This window comes from Nocardia aobensis NBRC 100429, from assembly GCF_000308375.1.
GTDB lineage: Bacteria > Actinomycetota > Actinomycetes > Mycobacteriales > Mycobacteriaceae > Nocardia > Nocardia aobensis.
Window position 1 is genome coordinate 1 of sequence record NZ_BAFQ01000049.1, and the last position, 23,391, is coordinate 23,391.

Annotated in this window: 21 protein-coding genes and 1 rRNA gene; 15 read left to right on the forward strand and 7 right to left on the reverse strand. The window is 68.2% G+C overall.

Annotated features, from left to right (window positions below):
* The first annotated feature begins 65 nt into the window (after positions 1 to 65).
* From rrf to RJ03_RS05945, 4 genes are all read left to right on the forward strand, one after another.
* Positions 66 to 182 (forward strand): 5S ribosomal RNA (gene rrf / locus RJ03_RS05930).
* A gap of 188 nt (positions 183 to 370) precedes the next feature.
* On the forward strand, positions 371 to 1,114 hold the full coding sequence (locus RJ03_RS05935) for a rhomboid-like protein (RefSeq protein ID WP_036498610.1): 744 nt from the start codon (positions 371 to 373) through the stop codon (positions 1,112 to 1,114).
* Between the two features lie 45 nt (positions 1,115 to 1,159).
* Positions 1,160 to 1,849 carry an endonuclease NucS gene (gene nucS, locus RJ03_RS05940; RefSeq protein ID WP_036498613.1) on the forward strand — a complete coding sequence of 230 codons (690 nt, stop codon included), beginning with the start codon at positions 1,160 to 1,162 and terminating at the stop codon, positions 1,847 to 1,849.
* 8 nt (positions 1,850 to 1,857) lie between these two features.
* Positions 1,858 to 2,160 carry an Rv1322 family protein gene (locus RJ03_RS05945; protein ID WP_036498614.1) on the forward strand — a complete coding sequence of 101 codons (303 nt, stop codon included), beginning with the start codon at positions 1,858 to 1,860 and terminating at the stop codon, positions 2,158 to 2,160.
* Positions 2,161 to 2,260: 100 nt separating this feature from the next.
* Here the strand turns inward: RJ03_RS05945 and RJ03_RS05950 are convergent, their stop codons facing one another.
* Both RJ03_RS05950 and mce read right to left on the reverse strand, forming a co-directional pair.
* Positions 2,261 to 3,253 carry a coiled-coil domain-containing protein gene (locus tag RJ03_RS05950; RefSeq protein ID WP_051024364.1) on the reverse strand — a complete coding sequence of 331 codons (993 nt, stop codon included), beginning with the start codon at positions 3,251 to 3,253 and terminating at the stop codon, positions 2,261 to 2,263.
* Positions 3,254 to 3,339: 86 nt separating this feature from the next.
* The gene (gene mce / locus RJ03_RS05955) at positions 3,340 to 3,810 is read right to left on the reverse strand and encodes a methylmalonyl-CoA epimerase (RefSeq protein ID WP_036498615.1); all 471 of its coding nucleotides are present in this window, start codon (positions 3,808 to 3,810) and stop codon (positions 3,340 to 3,342) included.
* Positions 3,811 to 4,012: 202 nt separating this feature from the next.
* Here mce and RJ03_RS05960 point away from each other — a divergent pair, with 202 nt between their 5' ends.
* The 5 genes from RJ03_RS05960 (at position 4,013) to RJ03_RS05985 (ending at position 7,528) form a co-directional block, all read left to right on the forward strand.
* Positions 4,013 to 5,194: an acetyl-CoA C-acetyltransferase gene (locus RJ03_RS05960; RefSeq protein ID WP_245552193.1), complete on the forward strand. Its 1,182-nt coding sequence runs from the start codon at positions 4,013 to 4,015 to the stop codon at positions 5,192 to 5,194.
* Between the two features lie 70 nt (positions 5,195 to 5,264).
* Positions 5,265 to 5,618, forward strand: a complete 354-nt coding sequence (locus RJ03_RS05965; protein ID WP_036498619.1) for a DUF3817 domain-containing protein — start codon at positions 5,265 to 5,267, stop codon at positions 5,616 to 5,618.
* A gap of 61 nt (positions 5,619 to 5,679) precedes the next feature.
* Complete coding sequence (locus RJ03_RS05970) at positions 5,680 to 6,528, forward strand: tetratricopeptide repeat protein (RefSeq protein WP_036498621.1); 849 nt, start codon at positions 5,680 to 5,682, stop codon at positions 6,526 to 6,528.
* A 103-nt stretch (positions 6,529 to 6,631) separates the two neighbouring features.
* Positions 6,632 to 7,000 (forward strand): SSI family serine proteinase inhibitor, encoded by a 369-nt coding sequence (locus tag RJ03_RS34845; protein ID WP_157121992.1) that lies wholly within the window; start codon positions 6,632 to 6,634, stop codon positions 6,998 to 7,000.
* Positions 7,001 to 7,006: 6 nt separating this feature from the next.
* The gene (locus tag RJ03_RS05985; protein ID WP_036498623.1) at positions 7,007 to 7,528 is read left to right on the forward strand and encodes a hypothetical protein; all 522 of its coding nucleotides are present in this window, start codon (positions 7,007 to 7,009) and stop codon (positions 7,526 to 7,528) included.
* On the opposite strand, the gene glgB is transcribed toward RJ03_RS05985, so the two are convergent.
* Together glgB and RJ03_RS05995 are read right to left on the reverse strand one after the other, a co-directional pair.
* Complete coding sequence (glgB, locus tag RJ03_RS05990) at positions 7,492 to 9,678, reverse strand: 1,4-alpha-glucan branching protein GlgB (protein ID WP_051024366.1); 2,187 nt, start codon at positions 9,676 to 9,678, stop codon at positions 7,492 to 7,494. The genes RJ03_RS05985 and glgB overlap by 37 nt on opposite strands.
* Before the next feature lie 34 nt (positions 9,679 to 9,712).
* The gene (locus RJ03_RS05995) at positions 9,713 to 11,716 is read right to left on the reverse strand and encodes an alpha-1,4-glucan--maltose-1-phosphate maltosyltransferase (protein ID WP_036498625.1); all 2,004 of its coding nucleotides are present in this window, start codon (positions 11,714 to 11,716) and stop codon (positions 9,713 to 9,715) included.
* 189 nt (positions 11,717 to 11,905) lie between these two features.
* Between RJ03_RS05995 and RJ03_RS06000 the strand changes: the two genes are divergently transcribed.
* The 4 genes from RJ03_RS06000 (at position 11,906) to RJ03_RS06015 (ending at position 17,468) form a co-directional block, all read left to right on the forward strand.
* Positions 11,906 to 12,667, forward strand: a complete 762-nt coding sequence (locus RJ03_RS06000) for a dienelactone hydrolase family protein (protein ID WP_036498628.1) — start codon at positions 11,906 to 11,908, stop codon at positions 12,665 to 12,667.
* Positions 12,668 to 12,748: 81 nt separating this feature from the next.
* On the forward strand, positions 12,749 to 15,334 hold the full coding sequence (glgP, locus tag RJ03_RS06005; RefSeq protein WP_036498631.1) for an alpha-glucan family phosphorylase: 2,586 nt from the start codon (positions 12,749 to 12,751) through the stop codon (positions 15,332 to 15,334).
* A gap of 137 nt (positions 15,335 to 15,471) precedes the next feature.
* Positions 15,472 to 16,836 carry an NCS2 family permease gene (locus tag RJ03_RS06010; protein WP_036498634.1) on the forward strand — a complete coding sequence of 455 codons (1,365 nt, stop codon included), beginning with the start codon at positions 15,472 to 15,474 and terminating at the stop codon, positions 16,834 to 16,836.
* Positions 16,837 to 16,919: 83 nt separating this feature from the next.
* Positions 16,920 to 17,468, forward strand: a complete 549-nt coding sequence (locus RJ03_RS06015; protein ID WP_086007198.1) for a DoxX family protein — start codon at positions 16,920 to 16,922, stop codon at positions 17,466 to 17,468.
* A gap of 174 nt (positions 17,469 to 17,642) precedes the next feature.
* On the opposite strand, the gene RJ03_RS06020 is transcribed toward RJ03_RS06015, so the two are convergent.
* Complete coding sequence (locus tag RJ03_RS06020; protein WP_036498636.1) at positions 17,643 to 19,763, reverse strand: ATP-dependent DNA helicase; 2,121 nt, start codon at positions 19,761 to 19,763, stop codon at positions 17,643 to 17,645.
* A 213-nt stretch (positions 19,764 to 19,976) separates the two neighbouring features.
* Between RJ03_RS06020 and RJ03_RS06025 the strand changes: the two genes are divergently transcribed.
* Entirely contained in the window at positions 19,977 to 20,843 is an 867-nt protein-coding gene (locus tag RJ03_RS06025) for an alpha/beta fold hydrolase (protein WP_036498639.1), read from the forward strand.
* 12 nt (positions 20,844 to 20,855) lie between these two features.
* On the opposite strand, the gene RJ03_RS06030 is transcribed toward RJ03_RS06025, so the two are convergent.
* A complete protein-coding gene (locus RJ03_RS06030) occupies positions 20,856 to 21,434 on the reverse strand; it encodes an isochorismatase family protein (RefSeq protein WP_036498640.1) in 579 nt (192 codons plus the stop codon).
* 33 nt (positions 21,435 to 21,467) lie between these two features.
* On the reverse strand, positions 21,468 to 22,781 hold the full coding sequence (locus RJ03_RS06035; protein WP_036498644.1) for a nicotinate phosphoribosyltransferase: 1,314 nt from the start codon (positions 22,779 to 22,781) through the stop codon (positions 21,468 to 21,470).
* A 135-nt stretch (positions 22,782 to 22,916) separates the two neighbouring features.
* Here RJ03_RS06035 and clpS point away from each other — a divergent pair, with 135 nt between their 5' ends.
* Entirely contained in the window at positions 22,917 to 23,351 is a 435-nt protein-coding gene (gene clpS, locus RJ03_RS06040; protein ID WP_371507231.1) for an ATP-dependent Clp protease adapter ClpS, read from the forward strand.
* Positions 23,352 to 23,391: the final 40 nt, after the last annotated feature.

Consider the following 23,391-nt stretch of genomic DNA (forward strand, 5'->3'; position numbering starts at 1 on the left):
AGATACAGGAAGGCGAATGTCCCGGTACCGGGGTGTTCGGCTCTCTGTGGATAGTTTCATAGAGTTACGGCGGCTATAGCGGTGGGGAAACGCCCGGTCCCATTCCGAACCCGGAAGCTAAGGCCACCTGCGCCGATGGTACTGCACTCGCCAGGGTGTGGGAGAGTAGGACACCGCCGGAACATCATTCGCGAAGGCCCCCAACCACCAGGTTGGGGGCCTTCCGCATTTTGGGACCGGTTCGAGTGGGTATTCCCGGGTTCACAGGACTTTCCTAAGTAAGCCTGACACCATTCGGGAGATCGATCGGGATCATGGAAGGTGTCGACCCGGTGCACGCGGTACCGGTCTGGTAGCGGAAGGTGATCCGATGGTTCTACTCCAGGAGCCGGCCACACAGTCAGCACTGGAGTCCGGCCCAGCGCAGGCCGGCCGTTCCCTCACGCTGCGGGATCGACTCAAGCTGCCGATGACCTACAGCTACGGCGCTCTGCTCATCGCGGTGACCGTGCTGGTGTCCGTGCTCAGCGATACGCAGCAGACCCGCGTCATCGAGCATGCGAGCACCAATCTGCACAACCTGCTGGCCGGGCGATTCGGCACCCTCTTCTCGAGCGCCTTCGTGATCGGCGACGGCACCGCGGGCGCTGTGCTCATCCCGCTGCTGGTCTGTCTGCTCATTCTGGCGGAATGGCGCTTCGGGGCGCTGTCGCTGCTGCGCATCTTCATCGCCGGGCATATCGGCGCCACACTCGTCGTCGCCGGCGGCCTGTGGGTAGCGGTGAGCGTGAATTGGCTGCCGACGAGTATTTCCCTCGCCGAGGACGTCGGGGTCAGCTACGGCGCGATGGCGGTCATCGGATCGCTGATCGTGGTCCTGCCCGCCAAGTGGCGACCCACGTGGGCGATCTCGCTGGGCGCGGTCGCCGTCGCGGGCGTCATCATGGGCCATACGTTCACCAATGTCGGGCATCTGATCGCCCTGACGATCGGCCTGCTGACCGGGTGGTTGCTGCTGCGCAGCGGTCATGTCCACGCGCACCGGCTCAATCGGTTCGAGATGGGTCTGCTCGTCGTCGCGGCCGTCCTCGGGTACATCCTGCTCGTCGGCTGATCGCCCCGCGCGCAAGCGGTCTCGGCGAGGGCCTAAACTCGACCGGTGCGCCTTGTGATTGCTCGTTGCCAGGTCGATTACGTGGGTCGGCTCACCGCACATCTTCCGATGGCCCGTCGGCTGCTGATGATGAAAGCGGACGGTTCGGTGCTGGTGCATTCCGACGGCGGTTCCTACAAACCGCTGAACTGGATGAGCCCGCCCTGCTGGTTGGAGGAGCGTGAGACCGATGTCGAGACGATGCCCGACGGCTCTCAGCTGTGGGTGGTGACCAACAAAGCCGGTGAAGAGCTGCGGATCACCGTCGAGGACATCGAACACGACTCCGCGCACGAGCTGGGCGTGGATCCCGGGCTCGTGAAAGACGGCGTGGAAGCGCATCTGCAGGAGCTGCTCGCCGAGCACATCGGCACGCTGGGCGACGGCTACACGCTGATCCGGCGCGAATACATGACGGCCATCGGCCCCGTGGACATCCTGTGCCGTGACGCCGGCGGCGCCACCGTGGCGGTGGAGATCAAACGCCGCGGCGAGATCGACGGGGTGGAGCAGCTCACCCGGTATCTGGAACTGCTCAACCGGGACCCGCTGCTGGCGCCGGTCACCGGTGTCTTCGCCGCACAACAGATCAAACCGCAGGCGCGGACCCTGGCCACCGATCGCGGGATCCGGTGCGTCACACTCGATTACGATGCCCTGCGCGGCACCGACAGCACCGAATTCCGGTTGTTCTGAGGGCGCTCGTGCCACGCCGGAAACCTCGTCCGAAATCGTCGCGACTCCACCGGGATCCGCGACCCATCGGTGACGTCTTCGGGCGCACCGAGGACGGTCCCGGCGGCGCGGAAACCTTTGTGGTGCGCACGATTCCGGGTTCGCGCGCGGTGAAGACCTATCGGTGCCCGGGCTGCGATCACGAGATCCTGCCCGGCACAGCGCATATCGTGGCGTGGCCGGCCGAGGGCGGCGAAAACGACCGCCGGCATTGGCATTCCGGCTGCTGGCGTGGGCGGCACACCCGCACGATCACGCGGCGCTGGTCGTGACCCGGCCGGGGGTGGGTAGAGAGAAGGCCGCCCCCGCGGTGCGGGAGCGGCCTCGAAACGGGTGGTGAATGTTGTCGCCCTGAGGGGGTGGCGCGTGTTGTCAGCTCGAGACTTCGGCGCTTTCGCGCTCTTCGTCGACGGACTCTTCGTCTTCCGCCTTGACCTCGGGGATGGCCTTCTGCCGGCCGGCTCCGGACTGCTTACCGGACAGCGAACGCTGCTCCGGTGCACCGTCGAGCAGTTCGCTCTCGCGGTTGACCGCGGCCAGCATGGCCGGGACCGAATCGAGCTGGCCGCGAATACCCAACAGCTGGGCCAGAACTCGGCCACGCAGGACGCGCATTTCCTCTGCCAGTTCCTTGGCGTGCGCGATCTTGCGATCGGCGGACTGGGTGGCGGAGGTGACCAGGCGGTTGGCCTCGTCGGTGGCCTCCTTGATGCGCTGGGCGGCGTCGGAGCGGCTGGATGCCTCCAGCTCCTCCATGGCCTTGGTCAGCTTGGTCCGCTTCTCGGCCATCGTGGCCTCGAAGTCCTGCTGGGCGGCCTTGCGCTTGGCCTCGGCCTCCTTGGTGATGCGGGTGGCATCGGCCTGGGCGGCCTCGACGATCTTGGCCGATTCGGCGCGCGCGTTCGACAGCGTCTGCTCGAATTCGACCTCGAGCGCCTCGCGCTTCTCCTTGGTCTCGGCCAGCAGGGATTCGTACTTGCCACGCATCTCGGTGGCCTGCTGCTCCGCGATGGAGATCATCTCGGCGGCCTCGGCCTGCGCCTGGGCGCGGACCTCGGACGCCTCGTCGGATGCCAATCGCAGCATCCGGGAGATCCGGTCGCTCATGCCTTCCGCGGTGGTGGGCGGAACCGACAGGCGATCGACTTCCTTGCGAAGCTCATCGATCTCGTCGCGGGCGTCCTCCAGCTGGGCGGCCAGGTTACGGGCCTGAGCGGCGGCGGCATCGCGATCTGTTGCGGTGACCCTCAGCTCGGCATCGAAACGGTCGAAGTAATTGCGTACTTCGTCACGGTCGTAGCCTTTACGTACTACCGTGAAAGGCAACGCGACGAAGCGATTGCGATCGGGCTCAGTGGACGACATGCCCCACAAACTACAGCCTGTCGACCCACCATGGTGAGTCGACTGCGAATGTCGTTATGAACTGTTTCCGTGGCCCGATTGCGGTACTAGTGAGTAGGATTCGCGGCCGGTTCGACCAATTCGACGAGCACACCGCCAGCATCCTTGGGGTGGATGAAATTGATCCGGGAGTTGGCTGTTCCGGCGCGCGGAGCGTCGTACAGCAAACGGATGCCACGGCCTCGCAGGAAGGTAGCTACCGCGTCGATATCGGTCACGCGGTAGGCCAGTTGCTGCAATCCCGGGCCGTTGCGGTCGATGAACTTGGCGATGGTGGACTCCTCGTTCAGCGGCGCCAGCAACTGCAGGGCAGTGGCGTCGTCGCCGGAACCGGGCAGCGACAGCATCGCCTCGTGCACGCCCTGGGCCTCGTTGACCTCGCGGTGGGTTTCGACCATGCCGAGATTGTCCGAATACCACGCCACGGCGGTATCGAGATCGGGCACGGCGATGCCGACGTGGTCGACGGCGATGACGTAATCGGCGGGAATGAAAGCGGACGCATCGGTAGTGCTCACTCTACGAAGGTAGCGCGCACCTACCTGGAGCTGCCGGGACGGGAAGGGTTACCGTTGAGTACGAGAGCGGCCCGCCACCGTGTACGTGAGCGGCCCGCCACCGTGTACGTGAGCGGCGCGCCACCGAGTATGTGGGCGGCTCGCCGCCGAATATGTCAGCGGCTCGCCGCTGCGTCCCTGAATGCGAGAAGCGAGGTTCATCGTGGCCACCACCTCTGTCATCGTCTCCGGCGCCCGCACCCCGGTCGGCCGGCTGCTCGGTGGGTTGTCCGGGTTCTCCGGGTCGGATCTGGGTGGTTTCGCCATCAAGGCGGCGCTCGAGCGTGGTGGGGTGGCGCCCGAGCAGGTCGACTACGTGATCATGGGTCAGGTGCTGACCGCGGGTGCGGGTCAGATTCCGGCGCGGCAGGCCGCGGTGGCCGGTGGTATCCCGATGGATGTGCCGGCGGTGACGGTGAACAAGGTGTGTTTGTCGGGTATCAACGCGATCGCGTTGGCGAATCAGCTGATTCGCGCCGGTGAGTACGAGATCGTGGTGGCCGGTGGTCAGGAGTCGATGAGCCGGGCCCCGCACATGCTGGAGAAGTCTCGTGAGGGCTTCAAGTACGGCGATGTGACCCTGCGGGACCACATGGCCTACGACGGGTTGCACGACATCTTCACCGACCAGGCGATGGGTGCGTTGACCGAGTCGCGTAATGCCGGTGACGGGATCGGCCGCGCCGAGCAGGACGCCTTCGCCGCCGCCTCGCATCAGAAGGCCGCCGCGGCGTGGAAGAACGGTGTGTTCACCGACGAGGTGGTGCCGGTGTCGGTGCCGCAGCGCAAGGGCGATCCGATCGTGGTGAGCGAGGACGAGGGCGTGCGCGCGGACACGACGGTGGAGTCGCTGGGCAAGCTGCGCCCGGCCTTCGCCAAGGACGGCACCATTACCGCGGGTTCGGCGTCGCAGATTTCCGATGGCGCGGCTGCGGTGGTCGTGATGAGCAAGGCGAAGGCTCAGGAGCTGGGGTTGAGCTGGATCGCGGAGATCGGGGCCGCGGGTGTGGTGGCCGGTCCGGATTCCACCCTGCAGGACCAGCCGGCGAACGCGATCGCGAAAGCGTGCGCGAAGGAAGGTATTTCGCCGGCGGATCTGGATCTGGTGGAGATCAACGAGGCGTTCGCGGCGGTCGGGATCGCCTCGACCCGCAAGCTGGGTATCGATCCGGAGAAGGTCAACGTCAACGGCGGCGCGATCGCGATCGGTCACCCGCTGGGCATGTCGGGCGCGCGGATCGTGCTGCACCTGGCTCTGGAGCTGCAGCGCCGCGGTGGCGGTGTCGGCGCGGCCGCGCTGTGTGGCGGCGGCGGCCAAGGCGACGCCCTCATCGTCCGCGTCTGAGGCCGAATCTCGCTGTGGCATGACCCACACCTACTACGACGCTGCGTAGTCGTTGGGCACAATGGTGGCCATGGGCGAATTCTTCGACGTGAGCACCGTGGCCAAGCGGGTGCGTCTGTTCGGACTGCTGGAAGCGCCGTCGTGGGCGCTGTTGCTGCTCGGTTCGGTGCTCAAGCGGCTGCCCGAACCCATCACCTGGCCGGTGATGGTGTTCGGCATGCTGCACGGCATCATCTTCCTGCTGTACGCCGTCAGCCTGCTGCTGGCCTGGCGCGAATACGAATGGCCCGGCAAGACGATCCTGCTGGGTCTGGTGTCGACGGTGGTGCCGTTCACCTCGGTGTGGTTCGAGCGCTGGGCGATTCGGACCGGACAATTGGGAGAGCTGAGCCCGGCCGCGACCCCGGCGCCCGCCGCGTCGTGACAAACTGGATGTCGTGACTCGACCTGCTGCACGTCGTCCCTCGCCCGCCGCTGCCGCTGCCATGGCCGGAGCGGTGGATCTGTCCGCTCTGAAACAGCCGGCCGCCACGGATGTTCCGGGCGATCACGCCGTCACCGAGGCCGATTTCGAGACCAAGGTGCTGCGGCGATCGCTCGAGGTGCCGGTTGTCGTCGTCCTGTATTCGCAGCGCAGCCCGGGAAGTGTCGAACTGGTCAAGCTGTTCGAGCGGCTGGTCGGCAGCGCCGGGGGCAGCTGGGAACTGGCCACCATCGAGGCCGAGCCGAATATGCGGATCGCCCAGGCCTTCGGGGTACAGGGCATTCCGACCGTGATCGCGGTGGCCGCCGGGCAGCCGCTGGCCGATTTCCAGGGCTCGCAGCCCGAGGAACAGGTCAAGCAGTGGCTTGCCGCGGTCGTCGACGCGGTGCGGGGCAAACTCCCCGGCGCCGGTGACGATCAGGATCAGGCGCCCGCGCCGGAGGATCCGCGGTTCGTGGCCGCCGAAGAGGCACTCGATCGCGGTGACATCGCCGGGGCCGAGGCCGCCTACGAGGCGATCTTGGCCGCCGAACCGGGCAACGAGGAGGCCAAGGCGGCGCTGCGGCAGGTGCGATTCTTCGGTCGTGCCCGCGAGCTGCCCGCCGACGCGATCGCGGTGGCCGACGCCGATCCGGGCAATATCGACGCCGCCTTCACCGCCGCCGATGCCGAACTGTTCAACCAGCAACCGGAGGCAGCCTTCGATCGGCTGATCGGGTTGATCAAGCGGACCGCGGGCGACGACCGCAACCGCGTGCGCACCCGGCTGGTCGAACTGTTCGAGCTGTTCGACACCGCCGACCCGGTGGTGGTCGCGGCCCGGCGCAAGCTGGCGACGGCCCTGTACTGAGCCACGCCCGGTCGTCGCGGTGATCGACCGATCGGCCGCGACGACCGATAATCGGCGCAGGCGCCGGCGGAATCCGCCGTCGGCGTGGGGACGGGAGGCCGATGTGAAGGCAACGATGCGCGGTCTGATCGGCGCCGCATGCGCGGCGGCGGTGCTGATGCCGGCGAGCAGCGCCGCGGCCCATGATGCGGCCACCCAGCTGATCTTCACCCGCACCGAACCCGACCGTTCGCCTCGCACCGCCACGTTGACCTGCGATCCGATCGGCGGCTCACATCCCGACGCCTCCTCGGCCTGCGCGTATCTGGCCGATGCCGAATTGGCGCTCCCGGATTCGGATTCCGGAGTTCGCTGCTTCCGGTACTACCCGGTGGAGTTGCGTGCGCACGGTACGGTTCGCGGCACCCCGGTGTCGATCGAGCACACCTATGAGTGCGTGGTCCCGGACCTGCCGGCGCCCTGGAAGTTCTGAGCCCGGATGACCGTGCGAACCGAGCATCCGATCGTCACCGCGGTCCTCGACCGGCACCGCGACGACCTGGGCAACGATCTGACGACATACCGCAACCACGTACTGCGCTGCCTCAACTACCACCGGGCGCTGCTCGATACCCCGCTGCCCGATGCGGCGGTGCTCGCCTGGGCCGTGCACGACCTCGGCATCTGGACCGCCGGGACCTTCGACTATCTCGCGCCCTCCGCCGCGCTGGCCGAGGAGTACGCGGCCGAGTTCGGGATCTCCGACCAGGAGGCGGTCCGGCGGATGGTGCTCGACCATCACCGGGTACGCACGGTGGATGATCCGGTCGCCGAGAGCTTCCGGATCGCGGACCGTATCGACGTCAGCGGCGGCCTCGCCCGCGGCGGTCTGCCGCGGGCCGAGGTGCGCGCCGTCGTCGCCGCGCTGCCGTATCACGGCTTTCATCGCTTTCTGGCCGAGAGCGCAGCGCGGTGGGCGCTGCGTCATCCGTTGCGGCCGTTGCCGATGCTGCGGTGGTGATCGGGCGTCAGCCAGACGGCGCTGTTGGGCGCGATGGTGACCTCCGCCGAGTACGGCCGGCCGTGCGAGGGGCAGGCCGAGGCCGATACCGCGCCGAGATTGCCGGTGCCGCTGCCGCCGTAGGCGGTGGCGTCGGTGTTGAGTATCTCGTGCCAGATGCCGGGAGCCGGCAGCCCGATGCGGTAGTCGCGGTGTTCGATACCGGAGAAATTGAAGACGCAGGCCACGACCGAGCCGTCGGTGCCGTAGCGCAGGAAGGCGAGCACGTTGTGCACGTGGTCGTCGGCCTCGATCCAGGCGTAACCGCCGGGCGCGGTGTCCTGCGTCCACAGCGCGGGGTGGGCGCGGTAGACGGCGTTGAGATCGGCGACGAGGGCGCGGATACCGTCGTGCAGCGGGTTGGTGAGTTCGTCCCAGTCCAGCCCGCGGTCGTGTGACCACTCGCGGAACTGGCCGAATTCCTGGCCCATGAACAGCAGCTGTTTACCTGGATGTGCCCACATGTAGGCCAGGACCGCGCGGACGCCGCAGGCTTTGGCGTAGTCGTCGCCGGGCATGCGGGTCCACAGCGTGCCCTTGCCGTGCACCACCTCGTCGTGGCTGATCGGCAGCAGATAGTTCTCACTCCACGCGTAGACCGCCGAGAACGTGATCTCGTTGTGGTGCCAGCTGCGATGTACCTGATCGCGCCCGAGGTAGCCGAGCGTGTCGTGCATCCAGCCCATATTCCATTTCAGGGTGAAGCCCAGCCCGCCGACCTCCGTGGACCGGGTGACCCCCGGCCAGGTGGTGGACTCCTCGGCGATGGTCACCACGCCGGGATGATCGGCGTGGACGGCGGCGTTCAGTTCGCGCAGGAAGGCGACGGCCTCCAGATTCTCCCGGCCGCCGTGCACATTCGGCTGCCAGCCGCCGGGCGGACGCGAATAGTCCAGATACAGCATCGAGGCGACGGCGTCGACGCGCAGCCCGTCGATATGGAACTCCTCGAGCCAGAACCGCGCGTTCGCGACCAGGAAGTTGCGCACCTCGTTCCGCCCGTAGTCGAAAATGTAAGTGCCCCATTCCAATTGCTCGCCGCGACGGGGATCGGGGTGTTCGTAGAGGGCGCTGCCGTCGAAGCGGGCCAGAGCCCATTCGTCGCGTGGAAAGTGGCCGGGCACCCAGTCGAGGACGACGCCGATGCCGTGGGCATGCAGGTGGTCGACGAACGCGCGGAAATCGTCGGGGGAGCCGAAGCGGGCGGTCGGCGCGTAGTAGGAGGTGACCTGGTACCCCCAGGAGCCGCCGAAGGGGTGTTCCGCGACGGGTAGCAGTTCGACGTGGGTGAATCCTTGTGCCCGAACGTATTCCGCGAGCTGTTCGGCGGCGGTGCGATAGTCGAGTCCGGGCCGCCACGAGCCGAGATGAACCTCGTAGATGCTCATCGGCTCGCGAGTGGGGTCGCGCCGGGCGCGGGCGGCACACCAGTCCTGATCCGACCACCGGTAGGTGGTGTCGGCGACGACCGACGCCGTCGCGGGCGGGGTTTCGGCGGTGAAGGCCAAGGGGTCGGCGTGGTCGACGGTCCGCCCGTCGGCGCCGTGAACGCGATATTTGTATCGGGTGCCCGCCGCCACGCCGGGGACGAACACCTCCCACACCCCCGACGACCCGAGCCGGCGCATCGGCGTACTCGTTCCACTCCAGCTGTCGAAATCGCCGAAGACGGTGACACCGCGCGCATTCGGCGCCCAGACCGCGAACGACGTGCCGGAGACCTCGCCGTCGAGGGTGGTGTAGCGGCGCGGATGGGCGCCGAGTACATCCCAGAGCCGTCGATGCCGTCCCTCGCCGAGCAGGTGCAGATCGAGCTCGCCGACGGTCGGCAGGAAGCGATATCCGTCGGCGGTGAGTACGGTCCGACTGCCCGGATACGATACGACCAGGCGGTAGTCCCACAGATCCGGGAACCCGACCACGCCCTCGAAGACGCCGTGGCCGATGTGGTGCAGCGGATGATCGACGCCGCCGATGCGGGCCGACACCGAATCGGCATGGGGCCGAAGGGTTCTGATCACCGTTCCGTCCGGATGTGGATGCGCGCCGAGGACCGTGTGCGGATCGCTGTGGGTACCGGCGGCCAGCAGCATCAGATCGCGCCGATTCATCGGCGCGGCCGCCGGGCGGTGGTCCGGCCTCCGGTCACCGGAATGTCCTGCGGAAGGCCAATTCGGTGCGCGTGGCCGCGGAAACCGCGGGGAGCGCGAGGATGTGGGCCGGGGCACGCACGGGATCCAGCCGCACGTAATTGGTTTGCGCCCAGTGGTATTCCTCGCCGCTGATCTCGTCGTGCACAGTCGGGCGATCGTGCCATTCCCGCCCGATGGCCGGCATGTCGAGCGAGATCATCCCGTCCTCGGCGCCGAACGGATTGAGGTTGACCACGACCAGCACCGCGTCTCCGGAGCCCGGATCGACCTTCGAATACGCCAGCAGCGCCTCGTTGTCGACGTGGTGAAAGGTGATGCAGCGCACCTGTTGTAGCGCCGGATGTGCGCGGCGGATCTCGTTCAGCCGGGTGATGAACGGTTCCAGCGATTCACCGCGCGCCGCGGCCTCGGCGAATCGGCGCGGACGGAGCTGGTATTTCTCCGAATCGAGATATTCCTCGCTGCCGGGTCGCACGGCCTGATGTTCGAAAAGTTCGAAGCCGGAATACATTCCCCAGCTCGGCCCCAGCGTGGCCGCGAGGGCGGCGCGTACGGCGAACATGCCGGGACCGCCGTGCTGCAGGCTCTCGTGCAGGATGTCGGGAGTGTTGACGAACAGGTTGGGCCGGGCCTCGTCGGCCTTGGCGGCGAGTTCGCGACCGAATTCGGCCAGTTCGTAGGCGCCGGTGCGCCAGGTGAAATACGTATAGGACTGGGAGAATCCGCGCCGGGCCAAGCCGTACAGGCGGGCCGGGCGGGTGAACGCCTCGGACAGGAAGATCACGTCGGGATCGGTCCGGCGTACCTGCGCGATCAGCCATTCCCAGAAGTCGGCCGGTTTGGTGTGTGGATTGTCGACCCGGAAAATCTTGACGCCCAAAGCGATCCAGTGCCGCACGACACCCAGGACGGCGGCATACAGCCCGTCCGGATCGTTGTCGAAATCCAGCGGGTAGATGTCCTGATATTTCTTCGGCGGATTCTCCGCGAACGCGATGGTGCCGTCGGGCAGGGTGGTGAACCATTCCGGATGGCTGCGCACCCACGGATGATCGGGGGCGCACTGCAGCGCCAGATCCAGTGCCACCTCCAGACCGAGTTCGCCTGCGGCACGGACGAATTCGGCGAAGTCCGCCTCGGACCCCAGAAGCGGGTGGACGGCGTCGTGGCCGCCCTCGGCCGATCCGATCGCCCACGGGGAGCCGAAGTCGTCGGGCTCGCACGTCAGAGAGTTGTTGGGGCCCTTGCGGTTCACCGTGCCGATCGGGTGGATCGGCGGCAGGTAGACGACGTCGAAACCCATGGCAGCGATGCGTGGCAGTTCCTTCGTCGCGGTGGCGAAGGTGCCGTGCACCGGATTGCCGTCGGCGTCCCAGCCGCCGGTGGAGCGGGGGAAGAATTCGTACCACGAGCCGACCAGCGCGCGTCGCCGCTCGACCAGCACGGTGTGGGCCGGACCGCGGGTCACCAGGTCGCGCAGCGGCGTCTCGCGCAGGATCTCGGCCACCTCGGCGCTGAAGGCGGGCGCCACCCGCACCGGCAGTTGCGCATCGCTGCGCAGCGCGGCCGCGGCGGCGCGCAGTTTCTCCCACTGGCGTTTCGGGACCGCTTGGGCGGCCCGTTCGAACAGCCGGGCGCCGATCTCGAGATCGTTGGCCAGATCCGCCGCGCTCTGGCCGACGGCGAGTTTCGCCTCGACCGCGGCCCGCCAGCCGGTGATCGGATCGCCCCAGCCTTCCACGCGAAAGGTCCACAGCCCCGGCGTATTCGGGGTGAACACCGCGTTGAAGACATCGGGTTCGAACTCGGGGGCCATCCGGATCCGCTGGGTGCGGCCGCCGCCCGGTCCGCGCACGGCCAGGGTGGCGGCCACCGCGTCGTGACCCTCGCGCCACACCACGGCCCGCACCGGGACCACCTCGCCGACGACGGCCTTGGCCGGATATCCGCCCGCGACGGCCGGGGCGGTGTCATCGATGGCGATGCGACCGGTCACGGCACCAACCGTACCGGTAGTCCGGGGGCGACCACGAACACGCGCGACGCGGGCCTGCGCGATTGCGGGCAGGAGGGGCCCGTGGCAGACTTTCCGGGGCGTTGGTTCCGTTTCTGGTGGACGCCGGTGCGGGGCGAACGGCCGGCACGAACGAATTCGCCGGGAGAGCCGAGAGAAAGGGAATCTCGCATGACAGCAGTGCAGGGGCAGACCGTGGAAATCGCGACGCCCGACGGTGTCGCCGACGCGTACGTCACCTACCCCGCGGCCGGCGGGAGATACCCCGGTGTGCTGCTGTACATGGACGCGTTCGGACTGCGTCCGAGTCTGCGCGCACTGGCCGACGATTTCGCCGCCGCCGGATACACCGTGCTGGTCCCCAACGTCTTCTACCGGCACGGCCGGGCGCCACTGCTCGAGCTGCCGGATTTCATCGACCCGCAGCAGCGTCCGGACCTGTTCGCCACGATCGTCCCGATGCTGCGGGAGCTCACCCCGGATCTCGTGGTCCGCGATGCCGGCGCCTATCTGGACTGGCTCACCGCGTTCGAGCGCACGGCCCACGGACCGATCGCCACCGCCGGCTACTGCATGGGTGGCCGGTTGGCGGTGTACACGGCCGGCGCGTTCGGTGACCGGATCGCGGCCGCGGCCGGCTTCCACACCGGCGGATTGGTGGTCGACGGTCCCGACAGCCCGCATCTGGCCGTCGAGAATGCCTCGGCGGAGATGTATTTCGGCCATGCCGACCAGGACCGCTCGCTGACGCCGGAACAGATCGAGACGTTCGACAAGGCTCTCGACGCGGCCGGAGTGCGCTACCGCACCGAGGTCTACCCCGGCGCGCACCACGGTTACACCCAGACCGACACCGCGGCCTACGACCGCGAAGCCGACGAGCGGCACCGGCGCGAACTGCTGGCCCTGCTCGATCGGACGCTGCGGGGATAAAGGCTTTCGCAGCAGGTCAGCGCGCTGGCTCGGCCTCAGCGGGCGAGGGAAGGGCCGGTGCCGCCGTGTAGGGTCTACCCGGTGAAGGCATTGCGTCGTTTCACCGTCCGTGCCCATCTGCCGCAGCGGCTGGCCGCCCTCGGTGAGCTGGCCGCCAATCTGCGGTGGTCATGGCACGGGCCTACTCAGGATGTGTTCGCGCAGCTGGATCCCGAGTTGTGGGTGCGGGTCGGGCGCGATCCGGTGCGGATGCTCGGCGAGGTGGACGCCGACCGGCTCGACGAGTGGGCCGCCGACCCCGACTATCAGGCGGCCGTCGACGCCGCGGAGGCCGACCTGCGGGACTATCTGACCAGACCCCGCTGGTTCGGCGAACATATCGCCGCGGAGCCGGAAAGCCCGGCGCCGCGCGGTATCGCCTACTTCTCCATGGAATTCGGTGTGACCGAGGTACTGCCGAATTATTCGGGCGGGCTGGGGATTCTGGCCGGGGACCATCTCAAGGCGGCCTCGGATCTGGGGTTGCCGCTGATCGGCGTCGGCCTGCTGTATCGGTCCGGCTATTTCCGGCAGTCGCTCACCGCCGACGGCTGGCAGGCCGAACGCTATCCCGACCTCGATCCGCAAGGCCTGCCGCTGCGGCTGCTGGCCGAGGAGGGCGCCCCGGTGCTCGTCCACGTGCCGATGCCCGAGAGCCGGGTACTGCGCGCACGGGTGTGGATCGCTCAGGTGGGCCGAATTCCGTTGCTGCTGCTCGATTCCGATATCGGCGACAACGATCCGGAACTGCGCGCGGTGACCGACCGGCTCTACGGTGGCGACCAGGACCACCGCATCAAACAGGAGATTCTGGCCGGAATCGGCGGCGTGCGCGCGGTCCGCGCCTACACCCGGGCTCGTGGACTGCCGGATCCCGACGTGTGGCATATGAACGAGGGGCACGCGGGATTCCTCGGGATCGAGCGGATCCGCGAATATATGGCGGGCGGAATGGATTTCGACTCCGCGCTCGTCGCGGTCCGGGCCGCGACCGTCTTCACCACGCATACTCCGGTGCCGGCGGGCATCGATCGGTTCGCCGCCGGATTGGTCCGCCGTTACTTCGGCGGCGCCCACGGTGAACGGGAATCGCCACTGCTGCCGGGGATTTCGGTGGATCGGATCCTGGCGCTCGGACGTGAGGCCGATCCTTCGGTGTTCAACATGGCCCACCTCGGTTTACGACTCGCCCAGCGCGCCAACGGTGTTTCGCGATTGCACGGTGAGGTCAGCCGCGACATGTTCGCGCCGCTGTGGCCCGGATTCGACGCGGCCGAGGTGCCGATCGGTTCGGTGACCAACGGTGTGCACGCCCCGACCTGGGCGGCTCGCGAATGGATCGACAAGGCGCGCGACCTCGTTGGCCCCGAACTCGTTGCCGAGGCACGCGGCTGGGAACAGCTGCGGTCCGTGGATCTGCACGAACTGTGGGAGACCCGGGCGACGCTGCGCGCGGTACTTGTCGCCGAGGTCCGTCGCCGGGTGCGGGAATCGTGGCTCGAACGCGGCGCGGCGCCGGCCGAATTGGGTTGGGTGGACGGGGTTTTCGATCCCGGTGTGTTGACCGTCGGCTTCGCCCGGCGGGTGCCCACCTACAAGCGGCTGACACTGATGCTGCGCGATCCGGACCGGCTGCGCGCGCTGCTGCTCGATCCGGAGCGACCGCTGCAACTGGTGGTCGCCGGTAAGAGCCATCCCGCCGACGACGGGGGGAAGGCGCTGATCCAGCAGGTGGTGCGGTTCGCCGACGATCCGGCGGTGCGGCACCGCATCGTGTTCCTGCCCGATTACGACATGTCGATGGCCCGCTACCTGTACTGGGGTTGCGATGTGTGGTTGAACAATCCGCTGCGTCCGCTGGAGGCCTGCGGGACGTCCGGGATGAAGGCCGCACTCAACGGCGGGCTCAATCTCTCCATCCGCGACGGCTGGTGGGACGAGATGTACGACGGCGACAACGGTTGGGCCATCCCGACCGCCGACGGCGTCCGCGACGAACACCGGCGCGACGATCTGGAGGCGGCCGCGCTGTACGAGATGTTGCAGCGCTCGGTGCTGCCGCGATTCTACGAGCGCGACGAATCCGGCCTGCCGGTGCGCTGGATGGAAATGGTGCGCCATACGCTGCGCACCCTCGGTCCGAAGGTGCTCGCCTCGCGCATGGTCCGCGACTACACCACCGGCTACTACCTCCCGGCCGCCGGTTCCTATGCGGCGGTCGCGACCGGCGACTTCGCCGGGGCGCGGGCACTGGCCGAATACCGCCGCCGCCTCGAGGGAGTGTGGTCGCAGGTGAAGGTCCTTCAGGTCGACAGCTCCGGCCTGCCCGATATTCCGGTGATCGGCGCGGAACTGTCGTTGCGGGCCCGCATCGATCTGGCCGGTCTGTCCACCGGCGACGTCGTGGTGCAGGCGGTTCTGGGCCGGGTCGGTTCCGACGACGAGCTGACCGACACGGAGGTCGTCGACATGGACCACCTCTCCACCGATGCCGGCACCGAGCAGTACGTGGTCACCACGCCGGTGCCGCATTCCGGTGCCGTCGGTTATACCGTCCGCGTGCTGCCCCGACACCCCCTGCTGTCGGGCCCGGCGGAACTCGGACTGGTCGCCGCGGCGCGACCGTAGGCCGTCTGGTCAGCGGGAATATCGGGGAGCGTGATTTGCCACATGTTCGCCGATCTGAATGGCACCGAACGGCCGGAGACCGATACGGTGCCCTCGGCACAGTCGGATCGGTCCGGGGCGAGGGTGGAGAGCAGCAGATGAGCAGTGTCGACGTCCTGTCGCGGTCCAAGGGACGCCTCGATTCGTACTTCGGAATCACCCGGCTCGGATCGACCATGAAGCGCGAGCTCATGGCGGGAACCGTCACCTTCCTGGCGATGTCCTATGTGCTCGCGGTCAACCCGGCGGTTCTCGGCGACCACGGTCAGCTCGGATCGCGCGGTATTCCGACCCAGGCGGTATTCACCGCGACGGCGGTGGCCGCGGTGGTGGGCACGCTGGTGATGGGGGTGTGGGCGCGCTACCCGATCGCGCTTGCTCCCGGGATGGGGTTGAACGCCTTCTTCGCCTATTCGGTCGTGCTGGGGATGGGTATCGACTGGCAGGTGGCACTGTCGGGCACGCTGCTGTCGGGCATCATCTTCTTCATCCTCGCGGTGACCAAGATCCGCGAGAAGATCATCGACGCGATTCCGCTGCAACTGAAGCTGGCCGTCGGCGCGGGGATCGGCATGTTCGTCGCGTTCCTCGGTCTCAAGAACGCCGGGATCGTGGTCTCCGATCCGGCGACCTTCGTCCACCTGGGTGACTTCACCAAGGGGACCACACTGCTCGCGCTGTTCGGACTGCTGGTGACGGTCGTCTTCCTGGTGCTCGGCTGGCACGGCGCCGTGCTGTACGGCATCGTCTCCACGACGGTCGTCGGCATCGTCAGCGGGCTCGTGCATCTGCCGCATCAGGTGATGGCGCTCCCGCACGGGCTGGACCAGACCTTCGGCCAAGCCATCGTGAATCTGCCGCACGCGTTCACCGGCCAGATGGCGATCGTCGTGCTGACCATGCTCTTCGTCGACTTCTTCGACGCCTCGGGCACCTTGATCGGCATCGCCAACCAAGCCGGACTGCTCGGGCCCGACGGGAAACTGCCGCGCGCCGCGCAGGCGCTGGCCGCCGATTCGATCGGCACCGCCGCGGGCGCGATCATCGGCACGTCGACCACCACCGCCTACGTCGAGTCCACGGCCGGCGTCAGCGCGGGCGGGCGAACCGGGCTCACCGCCGTCTCGACCGCCGGCTGGTTCCTGGCAGCCATGTTCTTCTTCCCGATCTTCGCGGTGGTCGCCGATGTCCCCGCGGTGACGGCGCCGGCGCTGATCGTGGTGGGTGTGCTGATGTCGCGGGCGCTCGGCGACATCGATTGGGGCAAGCTCGAATACGCGATCCCGGCGTTCATCACCGTGATCATGATGCCGCTGACCTATTCGATCGCCAACGGGATCGCGATGGGGCTGACCTTCTATCCCGTTGTCATGGTCGCGCGGCGGCGCGGGCGTGAGGTGCACCCGGTGATGTGGGTGCTGATGGCGGTATTCCTCGCGTACTTCTTCTTCCTCGCCGACTGAACGGAATAAGTGGTGAACCGGGTTCGGTTGGTCAGCGTGTATCAATCGGACCGCGGTCCGTTTTGCTTTCGTCAACTAACGAGATGAGGACTTCGACGATGACCGCCAATGCCGAGCCCCGGACCGCCGCCCGCCCGCTGGAATTCCGGACCGCGGCCGATCCGGCCGCCGCCGATATCGGCCTCCTGCTGTTGCGGCTGGTCTTCGGCGGCCTGCTCTTCGTGCACGGCACTCAGAAGCTCTTCGGCTGGTTCAATGGCCCCGGCCTGTCCGCGACCGCCGCCGGATTCCAGCACATGGACTACGACCCCGGAAAATTCTTCGCCACGCTCGCCGGATTGTGCGAGGCGGTCGGCGGCGGTCTGCTGTTCCTCGGGCTGGTGACGCCCCTGGCTGCCGCGATCGTGCTCGGCACCATGATCAACGCGATGCACGTGACCTGGCCGCACGGGCTCGAGGGATACGAGTCCGCGCTGTTGTTCGCGACGGTCGCGGTGGCGCTGGGCTTCACCGGCCCGGGCCGCTTCTCGGTCGATCACGGGCGGCCGTGGCAGCGGCACGGCATCGTGTGGGGAGTCGGCGCGGTCGTGATCGGTGTAGTGGCCGCGGTGATCACGCTGCTGGTGAAGTAGGTTCGCGGGCCGGGCGATATGAGTGTCCCCACGTCGCGTGCAGGGTTCGCGACGCGGGGACCTCGGATACTCCGATGTGGGAATTGGGGTGCACCGGAAGTATCGCCCGCCAACTTACTTCCGAACGGAAGTAGTTTCCCAGGCAATGTGGCAGGTGTCACAGAACGGTTCGGTTCAGTTCTCGGCGGCCACGGCCGGATCGGGGGCCGTCGCGGTCAATCGCCGCAGCGCCTTGGCGACGACCTCGGGGTCGGAGGTCTCCCAGTACGGGGGCAGGGAGGCGCGCAGATATCCGCCGTAGCGGGCCGTCACCAGGCGCGGATCCAGAATCGCCACCACGCCACGGTCGTGCACGCTGCGCAGCAGCCGCCCGGTGCCCTGGGCCAGCAGCAGGGCGGCGTGGTTGGCCGCGATGGTCAGGAAGCCGTTGCCGCCGCGCGCCTGCACGGCCTGCTGCCGGGCGACCAGCAGCGGATCGTCGGGCCGGGGGAACGGAATGCGGTCGAGAATGACCAGGCTCAGCGACGGTCCGGGAACGTCCACGCCCTGCCACAGCGAGAGCGTGCCGAACAACGAGGTCGCGGGATCTTCGGCGAAGCGCCGGACCAGGGTGCCGGTGGCGTCCTCGCCCTGGCACAGGATCGGCGTGTCCAGGCGTTCGCGCAGGATTTCGCTGGCGGCCTTGGCGGCGCGCATCGAGGAGAACAGACCCAGCGTGCGCCCGCCGGCCGCCTCGATCAGCCGCTCGATCTCGTCCAGATAGGCCGGGGCCAGGCCGTCGCGGCCGGGAGCCGGAAGATGTTTGGCGACATAGAGGATGCCGGATTTCGCGTGATCGAACGGCGAGCCCACATCCAAGGAGTTCCAGCGCATGGCCGAGATGTCGGCGGGAGCTTCGGCTCCGTTCGCCATCGCCGGGTCGATGCGGCGGCTGCCCTGAGCCGCGCGGTCGGCGCCGGGGACGTCGGTCCCGGCGCGATCGGGCGTCTGCGGGGGCAGCCCCCACGTGACGGCCAACCCGTCGAAGGAACCGCCGACCTGCAGGGTGGCCGAGGTGAGAACGACCGTGGCGGTGCCGAACAACCGGCTGCGCAGCAACCCGCCCACCGAGAGCGGGGCCATGTGCAGCGTGCGCCGGGCGACGCCGCGCACCTCGTCCACGGCCAGCCACAGCACATCGCGGCGGGCCGCCGGATCGGGTTCCTCGAATGCCGTCAGCGCGCGCACGGCGGTATCGTGCACCTCCTCGACCGCGGCCACCGCCATGTTGCGGGCGGCGGCGGCCTCCGGATCGCCCTGTGGCGCACCGGAACCGGGAGGCGCGAGGGCGGTGCGGACGGTCCAGGCGGCATCGCGCAGCAGAGCCAGCACCTGATCGCCGCCGGCGGGGAGTTCGTCCCAGCGGCCCGGCGGCAGATCCTCGAGCAGTTCGTGCCATGCCTCCGCCGCACCCTCGAGCCGGTCGAGGTCGCCCTCGTCGACGAGTTTGGTGCAGCGCTTGGCCGCCGCCGTGATGGTCGCGGTGGACAGTTCCGCGGTCGCCACCCCGGTGACCCGGTCCACCAGTTCGTGCGCCTCGTCGATGACGACCACATCGTGTTCGGGCAGCACCTGGATTCCGCTGATGGCATCGATAGCCAGCAGCGCATGATTGGTGACCACCACATCGGCCTGCCCGGATTCCGCGCGGGCGCGCTCGGCGAAGCAGTCGGTGCCGAACGGGCAGCGCGATTTGCCCAGGCATTCTCGCGCCGACACGCTGACCTGGCGCCAGGCCCGGTCGCTGACGCCGGGGACCAGTTCGTCGCGGTCTCCGGTCTCGGTATCGGAGGCCCAGTCGTTGAGGCGCTGCACCTCGCGCCCGAGCCGGGAGATCGCGAAGGCGTCGAACAGTTCGGTCTCCGGCGGTTCGTCCGGGATCGCGCTGTTGATCTTGTGCAGACACAGATAGTTGTTGCGGCCCTTGAGGATCGCGAACCGGGCGCGCCGACCCAATGGTTTCTCCAGCGCCTGTGCCAGCCGCGGCAGATCGCGGTCGACCAACTGCCGCTGCAGCGCGATGGTGGCGGTGGACACCACGACCGTCCGCCCGCTCTGCACCGCGTGCCGCAGACTCGGCACCAGATAGGCCAGCGACTTACCGGTGCCGGTTCCGGCCTGGACGGCCAGGTGTTCCTTGGTGTCGATGGAGTGCGCGACCGCGGCCGACATGGTCTGCTGGCCGGTACGCGCCGTACCGCCGAGTGCTTCCACGGCGGTCGCCAGCAAAGTCGGTACGGGCGGGAGTTCGGGCACCCAGGAAGACTAGCGCCCCGCGCCGACAACCGGCCCGACCGGCGGCGGTCGCCGGTGGTTGCCCGCGCTCGTCCGAGCGGAGTTGTGCACAGGCCCGGCGGTTGTACACAGGGCGCTTCGCGGTGACGCCCGATCCGGTGGCGGCGTCCGGGACGGCCAGTAGGGTTGGCGGTAATCCGCATCAGGGGCTGCGGTACGGGGAAGGAGACGCGCGTGGAGCCGGATTATCGCACCTGGATCGCCGGGGGATCGCACCTCGAGCTGAGTGGCCACCGGATCTTCCACCGGCAGGACGGCCCGATCGACGGGCGGCCGGTGACGCTGCTGCACGGATATCCGACGTCCTCGCACGATTGGGTCTCGATCCTGCCCGCCCTCACCGAATCCGGCTGCCGGGTAACGACTCTGGATTTCCTCGGCTTCGGCGCCAGCGACAAACCGCGCGGGCACGACTATCGGATGACCGAGCAGGCCACGCTGGTCGAACAGCTCTGGCAGCGGCTCGGCATCACCGGCACCGCGCTCGTGGCACACGATTACGGTGTCAGTGTGGCGCAGGAGTTGCTGGCCCGCGACAGTGCGCGGGTGCGGCGGATGGCCTGGCTCAACGGCGGCCTGTACCCGGACCTGTACCGGCCCTTGCCGATTCAGCATCTGATGACCACCCCGATCGGCAAGATACTGAATCCGCTCATGTCGGAGACGACCTTCCGGATGACGTTGCGCCGCATCCTCGGGCGCCCGGTCTCCGATGCCGATCTGCACCAGATGTGGCTGGCGATGACCGACGGCGGCGGTAAGCGCGTGCAATGGGCGCTCAATCGCTACCACGCCGAGCGCCGGGTCAATGCGTCACGCTGGCAGCAGGCGCTCGAAAGTTATTCCGGGCCGGTGCTTTTCGTGTGGGGCCCGGCCGATCCGATCAGCGGTGGGCACCTGCTGCCGCGGCTGCGGGAACGACTGCCGCAGGCCCGGTTCGAGGTACTGGACGCGGCGCCCGCGACGGGTCACTACCCGCAGGTCGAGAACCCGGGGCCGGTAGCCGCCGCACTCGTGGAATTCCTGGCCGCGGAGTCCTAGCCGATCTCGCGGTTACGTATTCGTGGGCAGGCTGCCCGCCAACTCCACTCCGGCGGCGCGCAGACCGTCCAGCGCGGTGGCGGTCGTCTCCGGTGACACCGCCGCGGTGAGGTTCAGCAGTACTCGGGTGGTCAGACCCGCCGCGCGGGCATCGGCGGCGGTGGCGCGGACGCAGTGGTCGGTGGCGATACCGCAGATGTCCACGGCGTCGACGCCCTTGTCCCGCAACCATGTCGCGAGTTCGACCGCATCGTCGGTCGAACCCTCGAATCCGGAATAGGCAGCGCTGTAGGCGCCCTTGGAGAACACCGCGTCGAGAGTGGAGGTGTCGAGATTCGGATGGAAATCCGCACCCGGCGTGCCGGCGCGGCAGTGTGGCGGCCAACTGTCCACGTAATCGGGACGATCGGAGAAATGGGCACCGGGATCGATGTGGAAGTCCCGGGTCGCGGCAATCACGGCATAGTCGCCGCGGTGTGCGGCCAGATAGTCGCTGATCTGCCGGGCCACCGCGGCGCCGCCGGCGACGGCCAGGGAGCCGCCCTCGCAGAAATCGTTCTGCACATCGACGACGATGAGCGCTCTACCCATCTCCCGCACCTCGTTTCGCCGGTTGCCCCACGTTCATTGTAGGAAGGTGGTCGGAACGGCCGGTTCGCCCGCGGAGAGCTTCAAGCCCTCCCAGGGCAAACTGACCAGACCGCGGGCGACCAAATCCCGGCTGTGCGCCAGATCCGGTGCGTCGGCCGCCGGCTCACCCTTGCGAATGAGAGGAACCAGCAGATCCCGCACGTCGTAACCGTTGCCGGTGGGGCGTTGCGCGGTGGCCGGATACACGATCTCCTCGACGATGGTGCCGGTATCGCGGGACAGTCGCACCGCGCGCTTGGTGCCGCCTCGCGACTGTTTGTGGCTACTGCGCTTGGCCACCGGTACGCCCTCGACCTCCACCAGTTTGTAGACCATTCCGGCGGTCGGCGCGCCCGACCCGGTGACCAGGGAGGTGCCCACGCCGTACACGTCGACAGGTTCGGCGCGCAGTGCGGCGATCGCGTATTCGTCCAGATCGCCGGACACCACGATGCGGGTTTTCTTCGCGCCGAGGGCGTCGAGCTGGTCGCGCACCTGCCGCGCCAGGACGCCCAGGTCGCCGGAATCGATTCGCACACCGCCCAATTCGGGCCCGGCGACCTCGATGGCGCGGGCCACCCCGGCGGTGATGTCGAAGGTATCCACCAGCAGTGTGGTGCCGATGCCGAGCGCGTCGACCTGACTGCGGAAGGCCGCCGCCTCGTGCTGCCCGTCCGGGCCGCTGTGCAGCAGCGTGAAGGCGTGCGCGCTGGTGCCGGCGCCGGGAATGCCGTAGCGCCGCACCGCCTCCAGATTCGAGGTGGCGTCGAATCCGGCGAGATACGCGGCGCGGGCGCAGGCGGGAGCGGCCAGTTCGTGGGTGCGGCGCGAACCCATCTCGATCATCCGGCGGCCCGCGGCCGCGCTGACCATCCGTGCCGCCGCGGCGGCGATCGCGCTGTCGTGGTTGAGGATCGACAGGATCAGCGTTTCCAGCATCACGCACTCGGCGAAACTGCCGCGCACCGACAGGATGGGGGAGCCGGGGAAGTAGAGATCACCTTCCAGATAGCCGTCGATGTCGCCGGCGAAGCGGAAATCGCGCAGCCACTCCAGCGTTCGCGCCTCCAGGAATCGCGCCGCGACAGCGAGTTCGGCTTCGCCGAAGCGGAAGTCCCGCAACGCGGTGAGCAACCGGTCGGTACCCGCGACGACGCCATATCGGCGACCGTGTGGCAACCGGCGAGCGAATACCTCGAAGGTGCATTGCCGCTGTGCCGAACCGTCGGCCAGGGCGGCCGCGAGCATGGTCAGCTCGTACTGGTCGGTCAGCAGGGCGGTGCTCGCGGCGGCGGCCGAAGTGTCCACGCGGCCACTGTAGACATACCGGACGCGCGGCGGGCGCCGCGGTGCGCGCGACGTCGCGGAGGGCCTTCCGGAGGTGCTCGGCGCGGGTGTTGTTTATCCGGAGCCGCGTCGTACTCTGAGGGTATGGGTCTGTGCATGAGAGACGCCGTCCGGATCGCCGCCGGTCCGGCCGGCGCGAACCAGGCAGCGGCGCGAGCGACGGGCCCGCAGGACACGGCGGGGCGGGGACGGTCGTGGGCGGGGCGAGACACCCGCGTAGGCGTCGTGGCCGGACGGTTGTCGGCGGCTCAGGCCACACCGGAGACCGTCGAGGTCACCGAGATCCTGGAGGCCGAGGACCGGCCGTGGGTCACGGTGGTCTGGGACGACCCGGTGAACCTGATGCACTACGTCACCTACATCTTCCAAAAGCTGTTCGGTTACAGCAAAGCCAAAGCAACCGAGCTGATGCTGCAGGTACACAACGAGGGCAAGGCGGTGGTGTCGTCGGGATCCCGGGACAGGATGGAGCACGACGTCCAGCGTCTGCACGCCGCCGGGCTCTGGGCGACCATGCAACGTGACCAGTGACCGCGACGGCTACGGTAGCCCCGTGCGCAAGTGGAGCAGG